General features: G+C 66.3%; 13 protein-coding genes and 1 pseudogene. 12 read left to right on the top strand and 2 right to left on the bottom strand.

The window, feature by feature from the left end:
• The 7 genes and pseudogenes from P8X75_13245 to P8X75_13215 form a co-directional block, all read left to right on the top strand.
• A partial coding sequence (locus tag P8X75_13245) for an ornithine cyclodeaminase family protein (protein MEJ1996149.1) occupies positions 1–406 on the top strand: 406 nt, incomplete at its 5' end.
• 129 nt (positions 407–535) lie between these two features.
• Positions 536–1498, top strand: a complete 963-nt coding sequence (locus P8X75_13240) for a bifunctional 5,10-methylenetetrahydrofolate dehydrogenase/5,10-methenyltetrahydrofolate cyclohydrolase (protein MEJ1996148.1) — start codon at positions 536–538, stop codon at positions 1496–1498.
• 15 nt (positions 1499–1513) lie between these two features.
• Positions 1514–2113 carry a cysteine hydrolase family protein gene (locus P8X75_13235; GenBank protein MEJ1996147.1) on the top strand — a complete coding sequence of 200 codons (600 nt, stop codon included), beginning with the start codon at positions 1514–1516 and terminating at the stop codon, positions 2111–2113.
• A gap of 174 nt (positions 2114–2287) precedes the next feature.
• Complete coding sequence (gene gabD, locus P8X75_13230) at positions 2288–3763, top strand: NADP-dependent succinate-semialdehyde dehydrogenase (GenBank protein MEJ1996146.1); 1476 nt, start codon at positions 2288–2290, stop codon at positions 3761–3763.
• 123 nt (positions 3764–3886) lie between these two features.
• The gene (locus tag P8X75_13225) at positions 3887–4849 is read left to right on the top strand and encodes an ABC transporter ATP-binding protein (protein MEJ1996145.1); all 963 of its coding nucleotides are present in this window, start codon (positions 3887–3889) and stop codon (positions 4847–4849) included.
• Positions 4846–6303 carry a hypothetical protein gene (locus P8X75_13220; GenBank protein MEJ1996144.1) on the top strand — a complete coding sequence of 486 codons (1458 nt, stop codon included), beginning with the start codon at positions 4846–4848 and terminating at the stop codon, positions 6301–6303. Before P8X75_13225 ends, P8X75_13220 begins: the two co-directional genes overlap by 4 nt.
• Before the next feature lie 111 nt (positions 6304–6414).
• A pseudogene (locus P8X75_13215) lies at positions 6415–7649 on the top strand (FAD-dependent oxidoreductase).
• A 267-nt stretch (positions 7650–7916) separates the two neighbouring features.
• Here P8X75_13215 and P8X75_13210 read toward each other — a convergent pair.
• Positions 7917–8762: a hypothetical protein gene (locus P8X75_13210; GenBank protein MEJ1996143.1), complete on the bottom strand. Its 846-nt coding sequence runs from the start codon at positions 8760–8762 to the stop codon at positions 7917–7919.
• Positions 8763–9109: 347 nt separating this feature from the next.
• Here P8X75_13210 and P8X75_13205 point away from each other — a divergent pair, with 347 nt between their 5' ends.
• Together P8X75_13205 and P8X75_13200 are read left to right on the top strand one after the other, a co-directional pair.
• Positions 9110–10501, top strand: a complete 1392-nt coding sequence (locus P8X75_13205) for a 3-deoxy-7-phosphoheptulonate synthase class II (GenBank protein ID MEJ1996142.1) — start codon at positions 9110–9112, stop codon at positions 10499–10501.
• 39 nt (positions 10502–10540) lie between these two features.
• Positions 10541–11749 (top strand): hypothetical protein, encoded by a 1209-nt coding sequence (locus P8X75_13200; GenBank protein ID MEJ1996141.1) that lies wholly within the window; start codon positions 10541–10543, stop codon positions 11747–11749.
• Here the strand turns inward: P8X75_13200 and P8X75_13195 are convergent, their stop codons facing one another.
• The gene (locus P8X75_13195) at positions 11750–12973 is read right to left on the bottom strand and encodes an MFS transporter (protein ID MEJ1996140.1); all 1224 of its coding nucleotides are present in this window, start codon (positions 12971–12973) and stop codon (positions 11750–11752) included. It lies immediately after the preceding gene.
• 148 nt (positions 12974–13121) lie between these two features.
• On the opposite strand from P8X75_13195, the gene P8X75_13190 reads away from it, so the two are divergent.
• The 3 genes from P8X75_13190 to gltX form a co-directional block, all read left to right on the top strand.
• On the top strand, positions 13122–13877 hold the full coding sequence (locus P8X75_13190; GenBank protein ID MEJ1996139.1) for a helix-turn-helix transcriptional regulator: 756 nt from the start codon (positions 13122–13124) through the stop codon (positions 13875–13877).
• A gap of 43 nt (positions 13878–13920) precedes the next feature.
• Entirely contained in the window at positions 13921–15612 is a 1692-nt protein-coding gene (locus P8X75_13185; GenBank protein MEJ1996138.1) for an NAD+ synthase, read from the top strand.
• A 19-nt stretch (positions 15613–15631) separates the two neighbouring features.
• The coding region (gene gltX / locus P8X75_13180) for a glutamate--tRNA ligase (protein ID MEJ1996137.1) at positions 15632–16540 on the top strand (909 nt) is incomplete at its 3' end.

Genomic DNA, 16540 nt, shown 5'->3' with positions numbered 1-16540 from the left:
GGAGGCGGACGTCATCATCACCATCTCCTCCTCCACCGAAGCGCAGTTCATGCGGGATTGGGTCAAGCCCGGCACGCACATCGCCTGTATGGGCACCGACACCAAGGGCAAGCAGGAGGTCGACGCTCAGCTGGTGGCCGCCGCCACGCTCTTCACCGACGAGGTTGCGCAGTCGGTCTCCATCGGCGAGACCCAGCACGCCATCGCCGCCGGGCTGATCGAGGAGAGCGACATCACCACCATCGGCGCGGTCATCAACGGCGACCACCCGGGCCGGACCTCGGAGGAGGAGATCACCCTCTTCGACGGCACCGGCGTCGGGCTCCAGGACCTCGCCGTCGCCTCCGTCGCCTACAAGCTCGCCAAGGAAAGCGGCAAGGCCGAGGGTTTCGACTTCTACGGCTGATCCCGCCCGGCGCGCTTGTCGGAAATCACGCATCGGCGGGTCGCTTTTGCGAATAAGTCTTCTGGCCGAATGCTTTTCAATGCGCGGGACTTCTTAAAAACCCCGCGCAGATTGGAAAGCGATAGCCTCATGGTTTCAGCACAGGCGGACAGCGCTAGAAAGCCGCGCGATCACAAGGTCCTGGACGGCCGCGTGATCGGGCAGGAGATCCGCGAGCAGGTGGCGGCGGAGGCAGCGTTGCTGAGTGCTGCTGGCTGGCCGCCGCGTCTGGTCTCCATCGCGGTCGGCGATACCGACGCCGCCATGATCTACATCCGCAACCAGCAGCGCGTGGCGGAGAAGCTGGGCATTGCCTTCGATCAGAAGATCTATCCCGCCGAGACCACCCGCGAAGAGATGCTGGCGGCCATCGCCGCGCTCAACGCCGATCCCCGCGTCACCGGGATCATCATCCAGCGCCCGGTGCCCGGGCACCTTTCCATCAAGGAACTGCAGAGCGCGGTCCATCCCATGAAGGACGTGGAGGGCATGCACCCCTCTTCGATCGGCAACATCGTCTACAACGACCTGGTCATGGGCCCCTGCACCTCGGTCGCCTCGGTCGAGATGCTGAAGTACACGGGGCTGCGGCTTCAGGGGCTGGAGGTGGTGGTGATCGGCCATTCGGAGATCGTCGGCAAGCCCATCGCCTTCCTCCTGATGAGCGAGGGCGCGACCGTCACGGTCTGCCACCACATGACCCGCAATCTCCAGGTCCATTCGCGTCAGGCCGACGCCGTCTTCGTCGCGGTCGGAAAGCCGGGGCTGGTCACCGGCAACATGATCAAGCCGGGCGCCGCCGTGATCGACATCGGCATCAACCAGATCGACCTGCCGGACGGAACTTCGAAAGTGGTCGGCGATGCGGACTACGAGACCTGCTACGAGGTCGCGGGCTGGATCACACCCGTACCGGGCGGGGTCGGGCCGGTCACGGTCTCCATCCTCTTGCGAAACCTGGTGACTGCCGCCAAGTTGCAGAAGGCGCACTACGAAAGCGCCTTTCATGGCGGGTTCAGCCCTTGCGCACCCGTCGCCTTTCCCAGCGAATAGGAAGCGATCCCACCCATGTCCGATCCCAAGACCCTAATGCAGATGGCGGGCGCCGATCCCCGGCCCTTCAAGCTTTCCGAAAGCGCGCTGGTCGTGATCGACGCGCAGCGCGACTACCTGGACGGCCACCTGCCGCTGACGGGGGTCGAGGCCGCCTTGAAACAGATCGCCACCCTGCTCGTGGCCGCGCGCGAGCATGGCCGCCCGGTCATCCATGTGCAGCACAGGGGCAAGCCCGGCGGGCTGTTCGATCCGGAGACGGACAACTTCGCGATCTGCGCCGAGGCTACGCCGGAGGCGGGTGAGGGCGTGATCGAAAAGGGGCTGCCCAACGCCTTCGCCGGGACCGGCCTCGATGAGGCGCTGAAGACGGCGGGCGCAAAGCAGCTCGTGGTCTGCGGCTTCATGACCCACATGTGCGTCAGCTCCACGGTGCGCGCCGCGCTGGACCTGGGCTATGGCTCCACGGTGGTGGCCTCGGCCTGCGCGACGCGCGACCTTCCGGCGGCCTCTGGCGGCGTGGTTCCGGCCGCCGTTCTCCACGAGGCGGAGTTGGCCGCGCTCAGCGACCGCTTCGCGATGATCGCGCGCGAGGCAAGCGAGGTCATCGCCTGACACCCCTTTGCAGGCACTTCACGCCGGGGGTAGTATGCGCGGGACTTGAGCCCCACATGGTGAGGGCGACAGCCGAATTTCACCGAACCGGGCGAAGCCGGGCAGCCGCTTGCAGACCGCAGAGCGCTTGCCACGCCGCCCCGTCACAAAGAAGCTTTTGCCAGGAGGAACTCCATGCCGCTCGATGCGCTAACCCTTCCCAAACTGAACGACGAGAAACTGCTGCGCCAGCAGTGCTACATCAACGGCGAGTGGGTCGATGCCGACGGCGGCGCGACCATCGAGGTCACCAATCCGGCGACCGGAGAGGCGCTGGGCAGCGTGCCGAAGATGGGCGCCGATGAGACGCGCCGCGCCATTGAAGCCTCCGAGAAGGCCATGGTGGGCTGGCGCGCCAAGACCGCCAAGGAGCGGGCCCAGATCCTGCGCCGCTGGTTCGACCTGATGATGGAGAACCAGGACGACCTGGGCCGCATCCTGACCGCCGAACAGGGCAAGCCGCTGGCCGAGGCCAAGGGCGAGATCGCCTACGGCGCCTCCTTCATCGAGTGGTTCGCCGAAGAGGCCAAGCGCGTCTACGGCGACGTCATTCCGGGGCACCAGCCGGACAAGCGCATCGTCGTGATCAAGCAGCCGATCGGCGTGGTCGCGGCCATCACGCCCTGGAACTTCCCCAACGCGATGATCACCCGCAAGGCGGGCCCGGCGCTGGCCGCCGGCTGCTCCATCGTGATCAAGCCGGCCTCCCAGACGCCCTTCTCGGCGCTGGCCATGGCCGAGCTGGCCGAGCGCGCGGGCATCCCCAAGGGCGTCTTCAACGTGGTCACCGGGTCCGCTTCGGCGATCGGCGGCGAGATGACCGGCAATCCCATCGTCCGCAAGGTCACCTTCACCGGCTCCACCGAGATCGGCAAGCTGCTGATGAAGCAGAGCGCCGAGACGGTGAAGAAGGTCGGCATGGAACTGGGCGGCAACGCGCCCTTCATCGTCTTCGACGACGCCGATCTCGATGCGGCGGTCGAGGGCGCCATCGCCTCCAAGTACCGCAACGCCGGGCAGACCTGCGTCTGCGCCAACCGCCTCTACGTGCAGGAAGGCGTTTACGACGAGTTCGCCTCTAAGCTGGCAGAAGCCGTCAAGAAGATGAAGGTCGGCAACGGCATGGAGGAGGGCGTGGCCCAGGGTCCGTTGATCGACCACGCCGCTGTCGAGAAGGTCGAGGAGCACATCGCCGACGCCGTGTCGAAGGGCGCGGAGATCGTCGTGGGCGGCAAGCGTCACGATTTGGGCCATACCTTCTTCCAGCCGACCATCCTGACCGGCGTCACGCAGGAGATGGCGGTCGCCCGCGAGGAAACGTTCGGCCCCGTCGCCCCGCTCTTCAAGTTCAAGGACGAGGACGAGGTCGTGACCATGGCCAACGACACGGAGTTCGGTCTGGCCGCCTACTTCTACGCCCGTGACCTGGGCCGCGTCTGGCGCGTCGCCGAGTCCGTGGACTACGGCATCGTCGGCATCAACACCGGCATCATCTCCACCGAGGTGGCGCCCTTCGGCGGGGTCAAGGAGTCCGGCATCGGCCGCGAGGGCTCCAAGTACGGCATCGACGACTTCCTGGAGATCAAGTACCTCTGCATGGGCGGCGTCTGATCCGCCGGGAGCCGTTCAGCCACCAACCGAGGGCGGCGCGGTCTTTTCTCCGCGCCGCCTTCTTTTCGCCGTCAGTCAGGGTAAGGCTGATGGCTGGAACCAAGTAGGGCAGGAGGAGTCGTCATGGCTCTCGTCGATGTCGAGGGTCTGGTCTTCGACTATCCCGGACAACGCGCGCTCCACGGCGTGTCTCTGGCCATTCAGCCCGGGGTCATCACGGCGCTGGTCGGGCCGAACGGGGCGGGCAAGACGACGCTGATGCGCTGTCTAGCCGCTTTGGAGCGTCCGGCCGCCGGAAGAATTTCCATCGAGGGCGTGGACCTTGCCAAGGACCCGCGCGCCTGTCACCGGCTTATCGGCTATCTCTCTGATTTCTTTGGGCTTTACGACAAGCTGACGGTGCGCCAGAGCCTGCACTACCGGGGGCTCGCCCAGGGCCTATCCGAGACGGCGGCGGCGAAGGCGGCGGGCCTTGCCGCTGAACGCGTCGGCCTTTCCGACCGGCTGAACCAGCGGGGCGGCGCGCTGTCGCGCGGCCTTCGCCAGCGGCTCGGCATCGCCCAGGCGATCCTTCACGAGCCGCGTTTCGTGATCCTGGACGAGCCCGCCTCCGGCCTCGATCCCGAAGCCCGCGACGACCTCTCCGCCCTGTTCCGGGAGTTGCGGGCGCAGGGTATGACCTTGCTGGTCTCCTCTCACATTCTGGCGGAGCTTTCCGACTACGCCTCGGAGATGCTGCTGATCGACGAGGGCCGCATCGTCGAGCACCGTTCGCTGGAGGAGACGCCGGAGAGCGCCGCTGCCGGGTCGCGCCTGCTGCTGATCAAACTGGCCGAAGCGGATGCCCGACTGCCGGAGCTGCTGCGCGATCTGGCCGGGGCCGAAGCCATCGAGAGCGCCGACGACAGGGGTGCCCGCCTCCTGCTGGAGGGCGATGCGGGCGTGCGGCACGGGCTCTTGCAAAAACTCATCGAGGCGGGCTGCCGGGTCAGCGACTTCGCCGCCGAGAGCGCGGACCTGCAATCGCTCTACCGGGCGCGCCTTCGCCGCGAGAAGGTGGAAAAGCAAGGGGAGCGCCTGTCATGACCCTCAATCCCGAGTTTCGCCGCAATCTCTGGCTGGAGCTGTCGCTGTCGCGCTTTCTGGGGCTGGCCGCCGTCTTGGTGCTGACCGTCGCCGGGCTGGAAGCCGGCGGGCGGTTCGGCGACATCGCGCCCGGCTATGTCTACGCCGGAAAGCTTGGCTTCTTCCTGACGGTCATTCTATGGGGCACGCGGCGGGTCGCGGCCGGCATGGGCGCGGAGGTGCGCTCGGCCACCTGGGACTGGCAGCGTCTTTCCGCGATGGGCCCCTGGAGCATGACCTGGGGCAAGCTCTTCGGTCCGACCGCCTTCACCTGGCTGGCGGGCGGTTTCTTCCTGATCCTGATCGCCGTCGGACGCCTTCGCGGGGCCGAGGTGATGGGGCCAGAGGGGATGTCGGGCTTGCAGTCGGGGCTGGCCAGCGAGATCGCCATGCTGCTGCTCGACGGCGTTCTGGCCCAGGCCGTGACGCTCCTGACCGCCTTGGTGATGCTGAGAAAGCAGCGCGGCGCGCGTCAGATACCCGTCGCCCTCTGCCAAGGCTTGGGGCTGCTCGCCTACCTGGTGCTGGCGGGTACGGACGGCAGCCTGATCCCCTCCGACCTTCTGCTGGGCGACCTGGGGCCGGGCGGCCGGGTCATAGGCTGGTACAACATCTCCTTCGATGCAGTTCCCTTCATCCTGGCCAGCAAGATCTTCTTCACGGGCGCTGCGGTGATCGCCTGCCTGCGCCTGATGCGCGAGGAGCTGCAGCTGACCAACATCCCCTGGGGCTGGGCCTTCTTCCTGGCGCTGCTGGGGGGCTATCTCTATGGCTTCGTGGTCAGTAGCTGCGCGGCCTGCGGCGAGGTTCTGTCGCTGCCGCTGGCGCTGTTCTTCGCGGTCTTCGCGCTGGGCGCTTATGCCGCGCTCTTCGCGGACCGGAAGGACCCGCTGGACATGGCGGGCTTCCTGAGAGCGCTTAGGAGCAATCCCTTCAGCGCCTATCCCAAGGCGCCGCTCTGGTTGCCGTCGTTCAAGCTGGCGCTGCTCTTCGGCATCGCTTCGGCCGTTATGGGAGCTTCTGCGGGGATCGGTCCGGAAACCCACTGGGCCTGGGCCGCCTGGCAGTTCGACAGCTACACCCGCCCGCTGGCCTTCTCCTTGATCGCGCTGATGCTGCGCGACTTCGGGCTGGTGCTGGGCATGGCTTACGGAAGCGGGGGAGCGGCCGGGCGCAGCGACCTGATGGCCGCTTTCTGGCTCGCTCTGCTCTACTTCCTGTTGCCCGCCACCTTGCAGGCCATGGGGATGAGCGCGCTGGCCGGGATCTTCGCGCCGCCGCTCTCGGTCGAGCCGAGCCAGGCCTTGCTGGGCGCGGGCGGTCAGGCGGTGGCGGCCATTGCCTGGGCGGTATGGCGCTGGCGCTCTCAGCGCGCGCGCTTCGCGGCGTCGCTGCCGGATGGGGTTTCCATTTAGCGCCGGCGTTCCTACCTTTCAGGATGAATGGGACGGCGCCGCGCCAAGCGCTGCGGCGCCGTCTTCTTGTGAGCTTTCAGATGGAACCCTACCGGGGTGAATAGGACGGGCATGAGCCAGTACGACTACGACCTCTTTGTCATCGGCGCGGGATCGGGCGGTGTGCGCGGTGCGCGCATGGCGGCTTCGACGGGCGCCAAGGTGGGCATCGCCGAGGAGTTCCGCTACGGCGGCACCTGCGTCATACGCGGCTGCGTGCCGAAGAAGCTGATGGTCTACGCCAGCCACTTCTCCGAAGAGTTCGAGGACGCGGCGGGCTACGGCTGGACGCTCTCCGGCGAGGCGTCCTTCGACTGGAAGACCCTGATCGCCAACAAGGACAAGGAGATCGAGCGGCTGGAGGGCATCTATAAGAAGCTGCTGACCGGCGCCGGCGTCACCATGCACAACGGCCACGCGCGCTTGATCGACAAGCACACGGTCGAGGTGGCGGGCGAGCGCTTCACGGCCGAGACCATCCTGCTCGCGACCGGCGGCGCCCCGGTGCTACCCAAGGAACCCGGCGCCGAATACGGCATCTCGTCGAACGAAATCTTTCATCTCGAAGAGCAGCCCCGGCACATCGTGATCGCCGGCGGCGGCTACATCGCCGTGGAGTTCGCCGGGATCATGAAGGGCCTGGGCAGCGAGGTGACCCTGATCTACCGCGGTCCCAAGGTCCTGCGCGGCTTCGACGAAGACCTGCGCGACGGCCTGATGGTCGAGCTGCGGGAGAAGGGCGTGCGCGTCATCACCGAGCAGATCATCTCGCGCACCGAGAAGAAGGACGGCCGCCTGGCCCTAAGGTCGATGAGTTCTCGCGCACCTCACAGCCGAACATCTACGCGGTCGGCGATGTGACCGAGCGGGTCAATCTGACCCCGGTCGCGATTCAGGAAGCCATGGCCTTCGTGGATACGGTCTATCGCGGTAAGCCGCGCGGCCTGGATCACGAGAACATTCCCATGGCGGTCTTCAGCCAGCCGCCCATCGGGTCGGTCGGCATGAGCGAGGAGCGTGCGCGGCAGGCCGTGGGCGAGGTGGAGATCTACCGTTCCTCCTTCCGCGCCATGAAACATACGCTTTCGGGCCGTCAGGAAAAATCGACGATGAAGCTGGTGGTCGACAAGAACACCCGCAAGGTTCTGGGCGCCCACATGCTGGGCGCCGATGCTGCTGAGATCATTCAGGGCATTGGAATCGCCGTGAAGATGGGCGCCACCAAGGAAGACTTCGACGCGACGGTGGGTATCCATCCGACCTCGGCGGAGGAGTTCGTCACCATGCGCGAACCGGTGTCCGACTGACCCATTCCCAGCAAATCAATTCCCGGCAAACCAAATCCTGACCCCCCAGGGCTGCCGGTGAGCGGCGCCATCCTGACGGATCCGGCGGCCACCCCGTTACCCGTGAGCTCTCTTCCGAAAGTCCAAGGCTCTTATGGCCTGGCGGCTTCCGGGCTGCGCTGGGCAACGCTGACTATTGTTATAATATATTATTTGTGAAGATCAAAATATTATATCTTGCGGTTGATCTTGCCGCTGCGCGGGCCGCCCCGGCGGGACGGCCTGCCTTCACGCTGGGTCGTTGATTCGGATGATCGTGAAATGCGGGTTGCCGCCCGCGTTCTTCCAAGGAAGACGCAGGCAACGGTAGGAGTGACCCTGAGACGCCCTGGGGCGCACGGTGATCTGAGAGAGCTGCGGCTCTCCGCTCGCCACGATCTGGCGGTAGCGCGCGCTCGCCCAGCGTCCGATCAGCGGATCCGGGTAGGCGATCAGGGGAAAGCCCTCTTCGAACCTGCCCATCAGGGCGCAGTTGGCGCCGACGTGCCGGAACACGCCGCAGGGTTGGTCTTGGGTCATCTCCAGAATGTGCGAATGGTGGCCGGCGTCGAGGCTTTCCCTCATGGAGGGCAGGGAGGCGAAGTAGCTTCCGCCCTGGCGCTTCCAGGCGGCGAATATGATGGCCGCGGTGGCGGCCTCGCCCTGCGGGTGGCCGGCGAGCAGGGAGTCCGGGCTCTGGAAGCTTTCCTCGACCTTCTGTTTGGTCAGGGTGTTCTCTCCCTCGCGGACGGCCATCCAAACACGCACGGCGGCAAGCGCGCTGTCGCTATGACGCTCGCGCTGCCATTCCAGCACCTTGAAAGACAGCAGGATCTCCTTGAAATCATAGCGCAGCAAGACCGCGCTAAGCGCATTCAAGGTGGCTTCAGAAACGCTTTCCACGTCGAACTGAACATTCACAGCCGAGCGCTTGGGCTCGGCGAAAACCACCGCCCAGCCGGCCTCCTCCACCGCCTCTTTCAAGATCTCCCCCTCGTCGGCGAGCGGCACGCCCTCGTCCGTCCTCCGCTGCTGAGCGATGACGCTCTTGCCGCGGTGATCGATGAAGAAGAGACCTTGGTTCAGTAAGCTCATGTATCGGCTCCCCCAGGGTAGGCGCAGGGGCCGCGCCAATTGTCTGTCTTGGCTATCGGCCACTCTATCGTAGGCGTCATGCGGATCCTGGCTCTTGCGGCCGGTCGCCCGCGTGGAATGAAGTGTGCGAGATTACGCAACGAGTTACAATATATTTATCCAAAGGCGCAAAATATTTCATATTTCGCGACAGAAAAAATTCGCATACTCCCGTCTTGCTTTCATTCGGGGAGCCGATGGCCGTGAAGGCGGACGGCGGCCCTAGGGCAGCTTTTCCCTGGAATTGCCGGTACATCGTCTGTAAAACGGTCGCCCTGGCGATTTTAGCTACTAAAGAGGTTATTGAAATGGTTGCGAGTTGGACTCCGCAATCCTGGCGTGACAAAGCCGTTCGGCAGATGCCGACCTATCCCGACAAGGCTGCGCTCGAAGCTGTCGAGCAGCGCCTTTCGGGCTATCCGCCGCTTGTCTTCGCAGGCGAGGCGCGCAATCTGCGCAGCCAGCTTGCCCGCGTCGCCAAGGGCGAGGCCTTCCTGCTTCAGGGCGGCGATTGCGCGGAAAGCTTCGCCGAGTTTCACGCGAATAACATCCGCGACACCTTCCGGGTGATGTTGCAGATGGCCGTGGTGCTGACCTTCGGCGCGGCCTGTCCGGTCGTGAAGGTGGGCCGCATGGCCGGCCAGTTCGCCAAGCCCCGCTCCGCCGACACGGAAAAGCAGGGCGACGTCGAACTACCGAGCTACCGCGGCGACATTATCAATGAGATCGCCTTTGAGGAGTCGGCGCGCCGTCCAGATCCCGAGCGCATGCTGCTGGCCTACAATCAGGCCGCCGCGACGCTCAACCTGCTGCGCGCCTTCGCCCAGGGCGGCTTTGCCGACCTGCACAAGGTGCACCGCTGGAACCTCGAGTTCGTGGCCGACAGCCCCCAGGGCGAGCGCTACGAGGCGCTGGCGTCGCGCATTCAGGAAACCATGGCCTTCATGGCCGCCTGCGGCCTGACCGCCGAGACGGTGCAGCCGCTGCGCGAGACCGACTTCTTCACCAGCCACGAGGCCCTGCTGCTCAACTACGAGCAGGCCCTGACCCGCGTCGACAGCCTGACCGGCGGTTCCTACGACTGCTCGGCCCACATGCTCTGGATCGGCGACCGCACGCGTCAGCTGGACAGCGCGCATGTCGAGTTCCTGCGCGGCGTGGAGAATCCCTTGGGTCTCAAGTGCGGCCCGTCGCTGGATCCCGACGAGCTCTGTAAGCTGATCGAGATCCTGAACCCGGAGAACGACCCCGGCCGTCTGACCCTGATCGCCCGCATGGCGCACGACAAGGTGGAGGAGAAGCTGCCGCCGCTGGTCCGCGCCGTGAAGCGCGAGGGCTTCAATGTCGTCTGGTCCTGCGACCCCATGCACGGCAACACCATCAAGTCCTCGACCGGCTACAAGACGCGGCCCTTCGACCGCATTCTCTCCGAGGTGCGCGGCTTCTTCGCCGTCCACAAGGCCGAGGGCAGCTACGCCGGCGGCGTCCACTTCGAGATGACCGGTCAGGACGTGACGGAGTGTCTGGGCGGCGCCCAGGCGATCGGCGAGGACTCCCTGGCCGACCGCTACCACACGCACTGCGATCCGCGGCTGAACGCCAGCCAGGCGCTGGAGCTCGCCTTCCTGATCGCCGAGCAGCTCAAGGACGAGCGGGACGCCATGGGTCTTGCCAGCGACAAGGTGGTTGCGGCCCAGTAGACTGCTGCCTCTTCAGTGACGCCGAACCGGGAGGGCGCCATGCCGCAGGACGCCGACAGCAAGGTCGAACGCGCCGCTACCGGCGACGCCCAGCCGCGCGCGCCGGAGACATCCTCCGAGCTGGGCGTGTCCTGGCCCGGTTCCGCCCAGGTTCCTCATTGGACCGACCAGTATTTCCGGCGCACCGCCAGGATCGTCGGCGCCTTCGGCGAGGTCCAGGCGACCTATGCGGTCTTCATGCGGCGCCCGGTCATCTCGGCGCCCGCCATCGCGCTGGCCTGGCTGAAGGCGCGCGCCGCGGAGCAGGGCTTCGACCTGGAGATCGACCTGCGCTATCCGGAGGGCAAGTGGGTCGGCGCGGGTGAGCCGATCTTTTACATGACCGGTCCTCTCTCCAAGCTTTCCGAACTGGAGACCCTGCTGCTGATGAAGCTGGGTCCGGCCTGCGTCGCGGCCTACAACGCCTACACCATGTGCGCCGACCTGCCGCGCGTCGCCTTCCTGGCGATGGACGCACGGCACTGCGCCGGGACCGAAATGGCGGAGCTGATGGCCTACGCCGCCAGCGTCGGTTCGGACCGCGCCAAGCGGAAGGTGGGCGCGCTGGGCTTCATCGGAAACGCCACCGACGCGACCGCCCACTACTTCGGACAGGCGGCGGGCAAGGGCACCATGCCCCACGCCTTGGTCGGCTATGCGGGCTCCACGCTCCGCGCCGCCGAGATGTACGACGAAACCTATCCCGACGAGCCCATGACCGTGCTGGTCGACTATTTCGCGCGGGAGATCACGGACAGCCTCGCCGTCTGCCGCCGCTTTCCCGAGCGGGCGGCTGCGGGAACCCTCGCGCTCCGGCTCGATGTGCCCGGTTCGCGCTATCTGGAGGGGCTCGACCCCGCGGCCTCCTACGCCGTGCTGGAGCGGCACGCCCCGCGGTCGATCCGCGGTTACCGCAACGAGGAAGAGCTGCGCTATCTGGTCGGCGCGGGCGTGTCCGCCGCGGGCGTCTGGCGTCTGCGCGAGGTGCTGGACGAGGCGGGCTTCGATAAGGTCAAGATCGTCGGCTCTTCGGGCTTCGGGCCCGCCAAGTGCCGCTTGATGGCCGAGGCCGACGCCCCGCTCGACGTGATCGGAACCGGCAGCTACCTGCCGGCCCGCTGGTCGGAGACCTACGCCACCGCCGACATCGTCGAGTACGACGGCGAGCCGCGCGTGAAGGTCGGCCGCGAGTTCCTGCTCAGGAAATAACTACTCCGCCGGCTGCGTCAGGGGCCGGGTCAGGACCGTCTCGTTTCCCGGTTCGGGTCGCCAGGGGATCATCTGCGCGCAGAGCAGCGACAGCGCGGCGAAAGCAGCGCCCAGCAGGAAGACCGCCGTCGGGCTGACCAGCCATAGATAGCCCAGCAAGACCGGCAGCACGACCGCTGCGATGTGGTTGATGGTGAAGGAGACGGCGGCGGTCGGTGCGATGTCGCGCGGGTCGGCGATCTTCTGGAAGTAGGTCTTGATCGCAATCGCCATGGCGAAGAAGAGGTGGTCGATCACGTAGAGACCCGCCGCCAGCGTGGCGTTCTCGACGAAGGCGTAGGAGGTGAAGACCACGACGAGACCTATGTACTCGACGGTCAGCGCCTTGCGCTCGCCCCAGCGCTGAATCATCCGGCCAATGAAGGGGGCGAGCCATATGTTGGCGGCGTAGTTTATCAGGAAGAGCAGCGTCACGTTGGCCACTGAGTAGCCGAACTTCTCGACCATCATGAACCCGGCGAAGACGATGAAGATCTGCCGCCGCGCGCCGGACAGGAAGGTGAGGGCGTAGTAGAGCCAGTAGCGCTGGCGCAGGATCAGCTTCTTGTGCTGCTCCACCTTGGCCGGCACCAGCGGATAGTAGAACCAGCAGAAGAGCGCGATGGCCGCCGTCAAACCGCCGCCGATCAGGTAGACGGCCTGATAGTTGGCGTCGAAGTAGTCGAAGCCGAGATAGATCAGCGCATAGGCCACCAGCGCGGAGGCGCTGGCCGCCGCCACCACGCGGCCCAGCACCAGGGGCGCGCGGTCCTTGCCCAGCCACTGGAGCGCCAGGCTCTGCTGGATGGTCTCGTTGTAGTGGTAGCCGATCGACATCAGCACCGTGGTGGCGTAGAGCCCCACCACGGTCGGAAAGAAGCCGGTCGCCGCCGTGCCGATGCCCAGGAGCGCCAGCGACATCAGGGCGAAGCGCTGCTCCTTGAAGATCAGCAGCAGAAAGACGGCGGTGAAGGCGAGAAAGCCCGGCACTTCGCGAAGGCTTTGCAGAATGCCGATCTCCGCGCCGGTGAAGGCCGCCTTCTCAATGGCGAAGTTGTTCAGAAGAGCCTGCCAGGTGGCGAAGGAGAGCGGTGCGGCGGCGCCCATCAGCAGCAGCATCGCCTCCGGCGAGCGGATGCCGCGCTGGCGGATGCTTCTGTAGATGCCTATCAATCTCTCGAACATGGACGAAGGGCTTTCGTGGGTCGGCGGCGAGAAGGAACGATCAGAAAATAAGCTTGCGGCGTTTGTCGGTCTATCGGCATTCTGTCAATCGATGCCTTTAAAGCGACAAATTGACTCCCGCTTCCAGAAGACCGGCGACGGCCTTAGTGTGCCGAGCCCCGCGCGGCCTCTCCTGGGCCGTGCGGTGGACTACCAGACCGAGATGCTGATCGACTGGCACCACCATGACTGCGGGCAGGTGCTCTATGCCGCGCGCGGCGTGATCCGCGTGGAGCTTCCCGATGCCCGTTGGCTGGTGCCCCCGCAGCGCGCCGCCTGGATACCGCCGGGCTGGTCCCACCGGGTGCATCAGCATCCCGGCCTGGCCTTCCGGCCGCTCTATCTCGACGCGTCGCTCGTAGGCTTGCCGGACGAAGGCTGCGTTCTGACGGTCTCCCCCTTGCTGCGCGAGATGATCCTGACCTTCCTGTCGCGTGACATGGACTACGCACCCAACTCTCGGCAAAGCCGTCTGGCGCTGGCCTTGATCGACGAGTTGCGCTCGCGCCCTCGCGTGAAGCTGGAACTGGCCCTGCCCGCCGAACGCAGACTTGAGCGCATCGCCCGTGTCTTGCTGGAGGAACCGGCCGATGCCCGCTCCCTCGCCGAATGGGCCCGCGAGGTGGGTGCCAGCCAGCGAACGCTGGAGCGTTTGTTCCGGGCGGAGACGGGCCTCACCTTCCGCGAGTGGCGGCAGCGTCTGCGCCTTCAGGCCGCGCTCTCCCGGCTTGCATCAGGCGAGCCCGTGACCTCGGTCGCCTATGCGGTCGGCTATGAGTCCCCCTCGGCCTTCATCGCCATGTTCGGCAAGGCCATGGGCGAGACGCCGGGCCAATTTATCGCGCGGCAGGCGAAGACTGCTTGAACCCGCCTTGCCGCGGCGCGGCACAGCGCGTAATTAGTCTCCCATGACCGACAAGATCACCATCGCGCTGGCCCAGATGAACCCGAAAGTGGGGGACATCCGGGGGAACGCCGACAAGATCCTGGCGCTGCGCGAAGAGGCGGCGGCAGCGGGCGCCGACTTGCTCCTGACGCCGGAGATGAGCCTTTCGGGCTATCCGCCGGAAGACCTGGTGCTGAAGCCCATGTTCCTGGCGGCCCTGCGTGAAGAGGCCGAGCGCCTGGCTGAAGCAACGGCGGACGGCGGGCCGGGGCTTCTGATCGGCGCGCCCTGGATGGAGATCTGGGCGGAGAACAAGAGCCCGCTGCGCGGCAAGGTCTTCAACGCCACGCTCTTGATGGACGGCGGGCGCATCACGGCGGTGCGCTACAAGCACGATCTGCCGAACTACGGCGTCTTCGATGAGAAGAGGGTTTTCAAGTCCGGACCCTTGCCGGGTCCGGCGGGCTTTCGCGGGCTGCGGCTGGGCCTGATGATCTGCGAGGATTTCTGGACCCCGGACGTGACCGAGTGCCTGGAGGAATCCGGCGCGGAGCTGCTGATCGCGATCAACGCCAGCCCCTTTGAGCAGGACAAGCCCGACCTGCGCCTTCAGCTCGGCGTGGCGCGGGTGACCGAAAGCGGATTGCCGGGCGTCTTCCTGTTCCAGGTCGGCGGTCAGGACGAACTGGTCTTCGACGGCGGCAGCTTCATCCTGAACGGCGACGCCTCGCTCGCCGCGCAGCTTCCGCTCTTCGAGGAGCGGCTGTCGATCACCCGCTGGGAGCGCAACGCCAGCGGCGTTATGGCCTGCGTCGAGGCAGACAAGCAGCAGCCCATCGAAGGCGACGCGGCGGTTTACCGCGCCCTGATGCTGGGCTTGCAGGACTATGTGGAGAAGAGCGGCTTTCCCGGCGTCATCATCGGGCTTTCCGGCGGCATCGATTCCGCGCTATCCGCCGCCGTCGCCGTCGACGCGCTGGGGCCCGAGAGGGTGCTTTGCGTCATGATGCCCTCGCCCTACACCAGCAACGAAAGCCTGGAGGACGCCGCGGGCTGCGCGGAGCTGCTGGGCGTGCGCCTGGAGGAGATCGGCATCGAACCGGCCATGGAGGCCTTCGCTGCCATGCTGGCGCCGGTCTTCGAGGGGCGCGAGGCCGACACGACGGAAGAGAACATCCAGGCCCGCTCGCGCGGCCTGACCCTGATGGCGATCTCCAACAAGCTCGGGCACATGGTGCTGTCGACCGGCAACAAGTCGGAGATGTCGGTCGGCTACGCCACGCTCTACGGCGACATGTGCGGCGGCTACAACGTGCTGAAAGACGTCTACAAGACGCAAGTCTTCCGCCTGGCCCGCTGGCGCAATCAGCAACGCCCCCCAGGCGCCCAGGGTCCGGAAGGCCGCGTCATGCCGGAGCGAATCATCACCAAGCCGCCCTCAGCTGAGTTGAAGCCCGACCAGACCGATCAGGACAGCCTGCCGCCCTATGACGAGTTGGACCGCATCCTGGCCGGCCTGATCGAGCAGGAGGCCGGGGTCGAGGAACTGGTGGGCCAGGGCCATGACCGGGACACGGTGAACCGCATCTGGCGCATGCTGGAGAACGCGGAGTACAAGCGCCGTCAGGCCCCGCCGGGCGTCAAGATCACCCGCCGCTCCTTCGGGCGCGACCGGCGCTATCCCATCGTCAACGCCTTCAAGGGTCCGCGCTGAGGCACGGGAGAGGACGTTCATGAAGCTGCGTTTCGCACCCAGCCCGACCGGGCGCCTGCATGTCGGCAACGCCCGCGTGGCGCTGATCAACTGGCTCTACGCGCGCCAGAACGGCGGGGCCTTCCTGCTGCGCATGGACGACACGGACGAGGAGCGTTCGACGGCGGAGTTCGCGGAGGCGATCGAACGGGACCTCACCTGGCTGGGGCTTGCCTGGGATGCCTTCGCCCGCCAGTCGGAGCGGACCGAGCGCTACGACCTGGCCGCTCAGTCCCTGAAGGCGTCCGGGCGGCTCTATCCCTGCTACGAGACCGCCGACGAGCTTTCCCTGAAGCGCAAGGCGCAGCTCAGCGCCGGGCGTCCGCCGCTCTACGACCGGGCCGCTCTCAATCTTTCGGAAGAAAAGCGCAGGGCCTATGAGGCCGAAGGCCGCCGCCCGCACTGGCGCTTCAAGCTGGAGCATGCGGCAATCGACTGGGACGACCTGGTGCGCGGCCCGCAGCACTTCGAGGGCGACAAGCTCTCCGACCCCGTTCTGATCCGCGAGGACGGCCGCCCGCTCTATACGCTTTCCTCGGTCGTGGACGACGCGGAACTGGGCGTGACCCACGTCCTGCGCGGCGAGGACCACGTGGCCAACACCGCCGTGCAGGTCCAGCTGTTCGAGGCGCTGGGCGCCGAGGTTCCCACCTTCGGGCATCTTCCGCTTCTGACCGACGCCGAGGGCAAGGGGCTTTCCAAGCGCCTGGGCAGCCTCAGCCTGGAGGCGCTGCGCGCCGAGGGGCTGGAGCCCATGACTCTCAACGCCTACCTCGCCGCGCTCGGCACCTCCGAGCATGCCGAACCAGCGCTGGATCTTGCCGAACTGGTCGCCCGCTTCGACCTTTCCCGCTATGGCCGCGCCGCGCCTAAGTTCGATCCGGCGGAC

Origin of the sequence: Limibacillus sp., assembly GCA_037379885.1 — a bacterium.
GTDB lineage: Bacteria > Pseudomonadota > Alphaproteobacteria > Kiloniellales > CECT-8803 > JARRJC01.
Note: the sequence above shows the minus strand (reverse complement) of the source record. Positions and strands in the feature narration are given on the sequence as shown.

Bases quoted from the DNA above. Each gene is read 5' to 3' on its own strand.
- P8X75_13220 (MEJ1996144.1), top strand. From the start codon at position 4,846: ATGACCCTCAATCCCGAGTTTCGCCGCAATCTCTGGCTGGAGCTGTCG.
- P8X75_13200 (MEJ1996141.1), top strand. From the start codon at position 10,541: ATGCCGCAGGACGCCGACAGCAAGGTCGAACGCGCCGCTACCGGCGAC.
- P8X75_13225 (MEJ1996145.1), top strand. From the start codon at position 3,887: ATGGCTCTCGTCGATGTCGAGGGTCTGGTCTTCGACTATCCCGGACAA.
- P8X75_13210 (MEJ1996143.1), bottom strand. From the start codon at position 8,762: ATGAGCTTACTGAACCAAGGTCTCTTCTTCATCGATCACCGCGGCAAG.
- P8X75_13235 (MEJ1996147.1), top strand. From the start codon at position 1,514: ATGTCCGATCCCAAGACCCTAATGCAGATGGCGGGCGCCGATCCCCGG.
- P8X75_13205 (MEJ1996142.1), top strand. From the start codon at position 9,110: ATGGTTGCGAGTTGGACTCCGCAATCCTGGCGTGACAAAGCCGTTCGG.
- P8X75_13195 (MEJ1996140.1), bottom strand. From the start codon at position 12,973: ATGTTCGAGAGATTGATAGGCATCTACAGAAGCATCCGCCAGCGCGGC.
- P8X75_13185 (MEJ1996138.1), top strand. From the start codon at position 13,921: ATGACCGACAAGATCACCATCGCGCTGGCCCAGATGAACCCGAAAGTG.
- P8X75_13240 (MEJ1996148.1), top strand. From the start codon at position 536: ATGGTTTCAGCACAGGCGGACAGCGCTAGAAAGCCGCGCGATCACAAG.
- gabD (MEJ1996146.1), top strand. From the start codon at position 2,288: ATGCCGCTCGATGCGCTAACCCTTCCCAAACTGAACGACGAGAAACTG.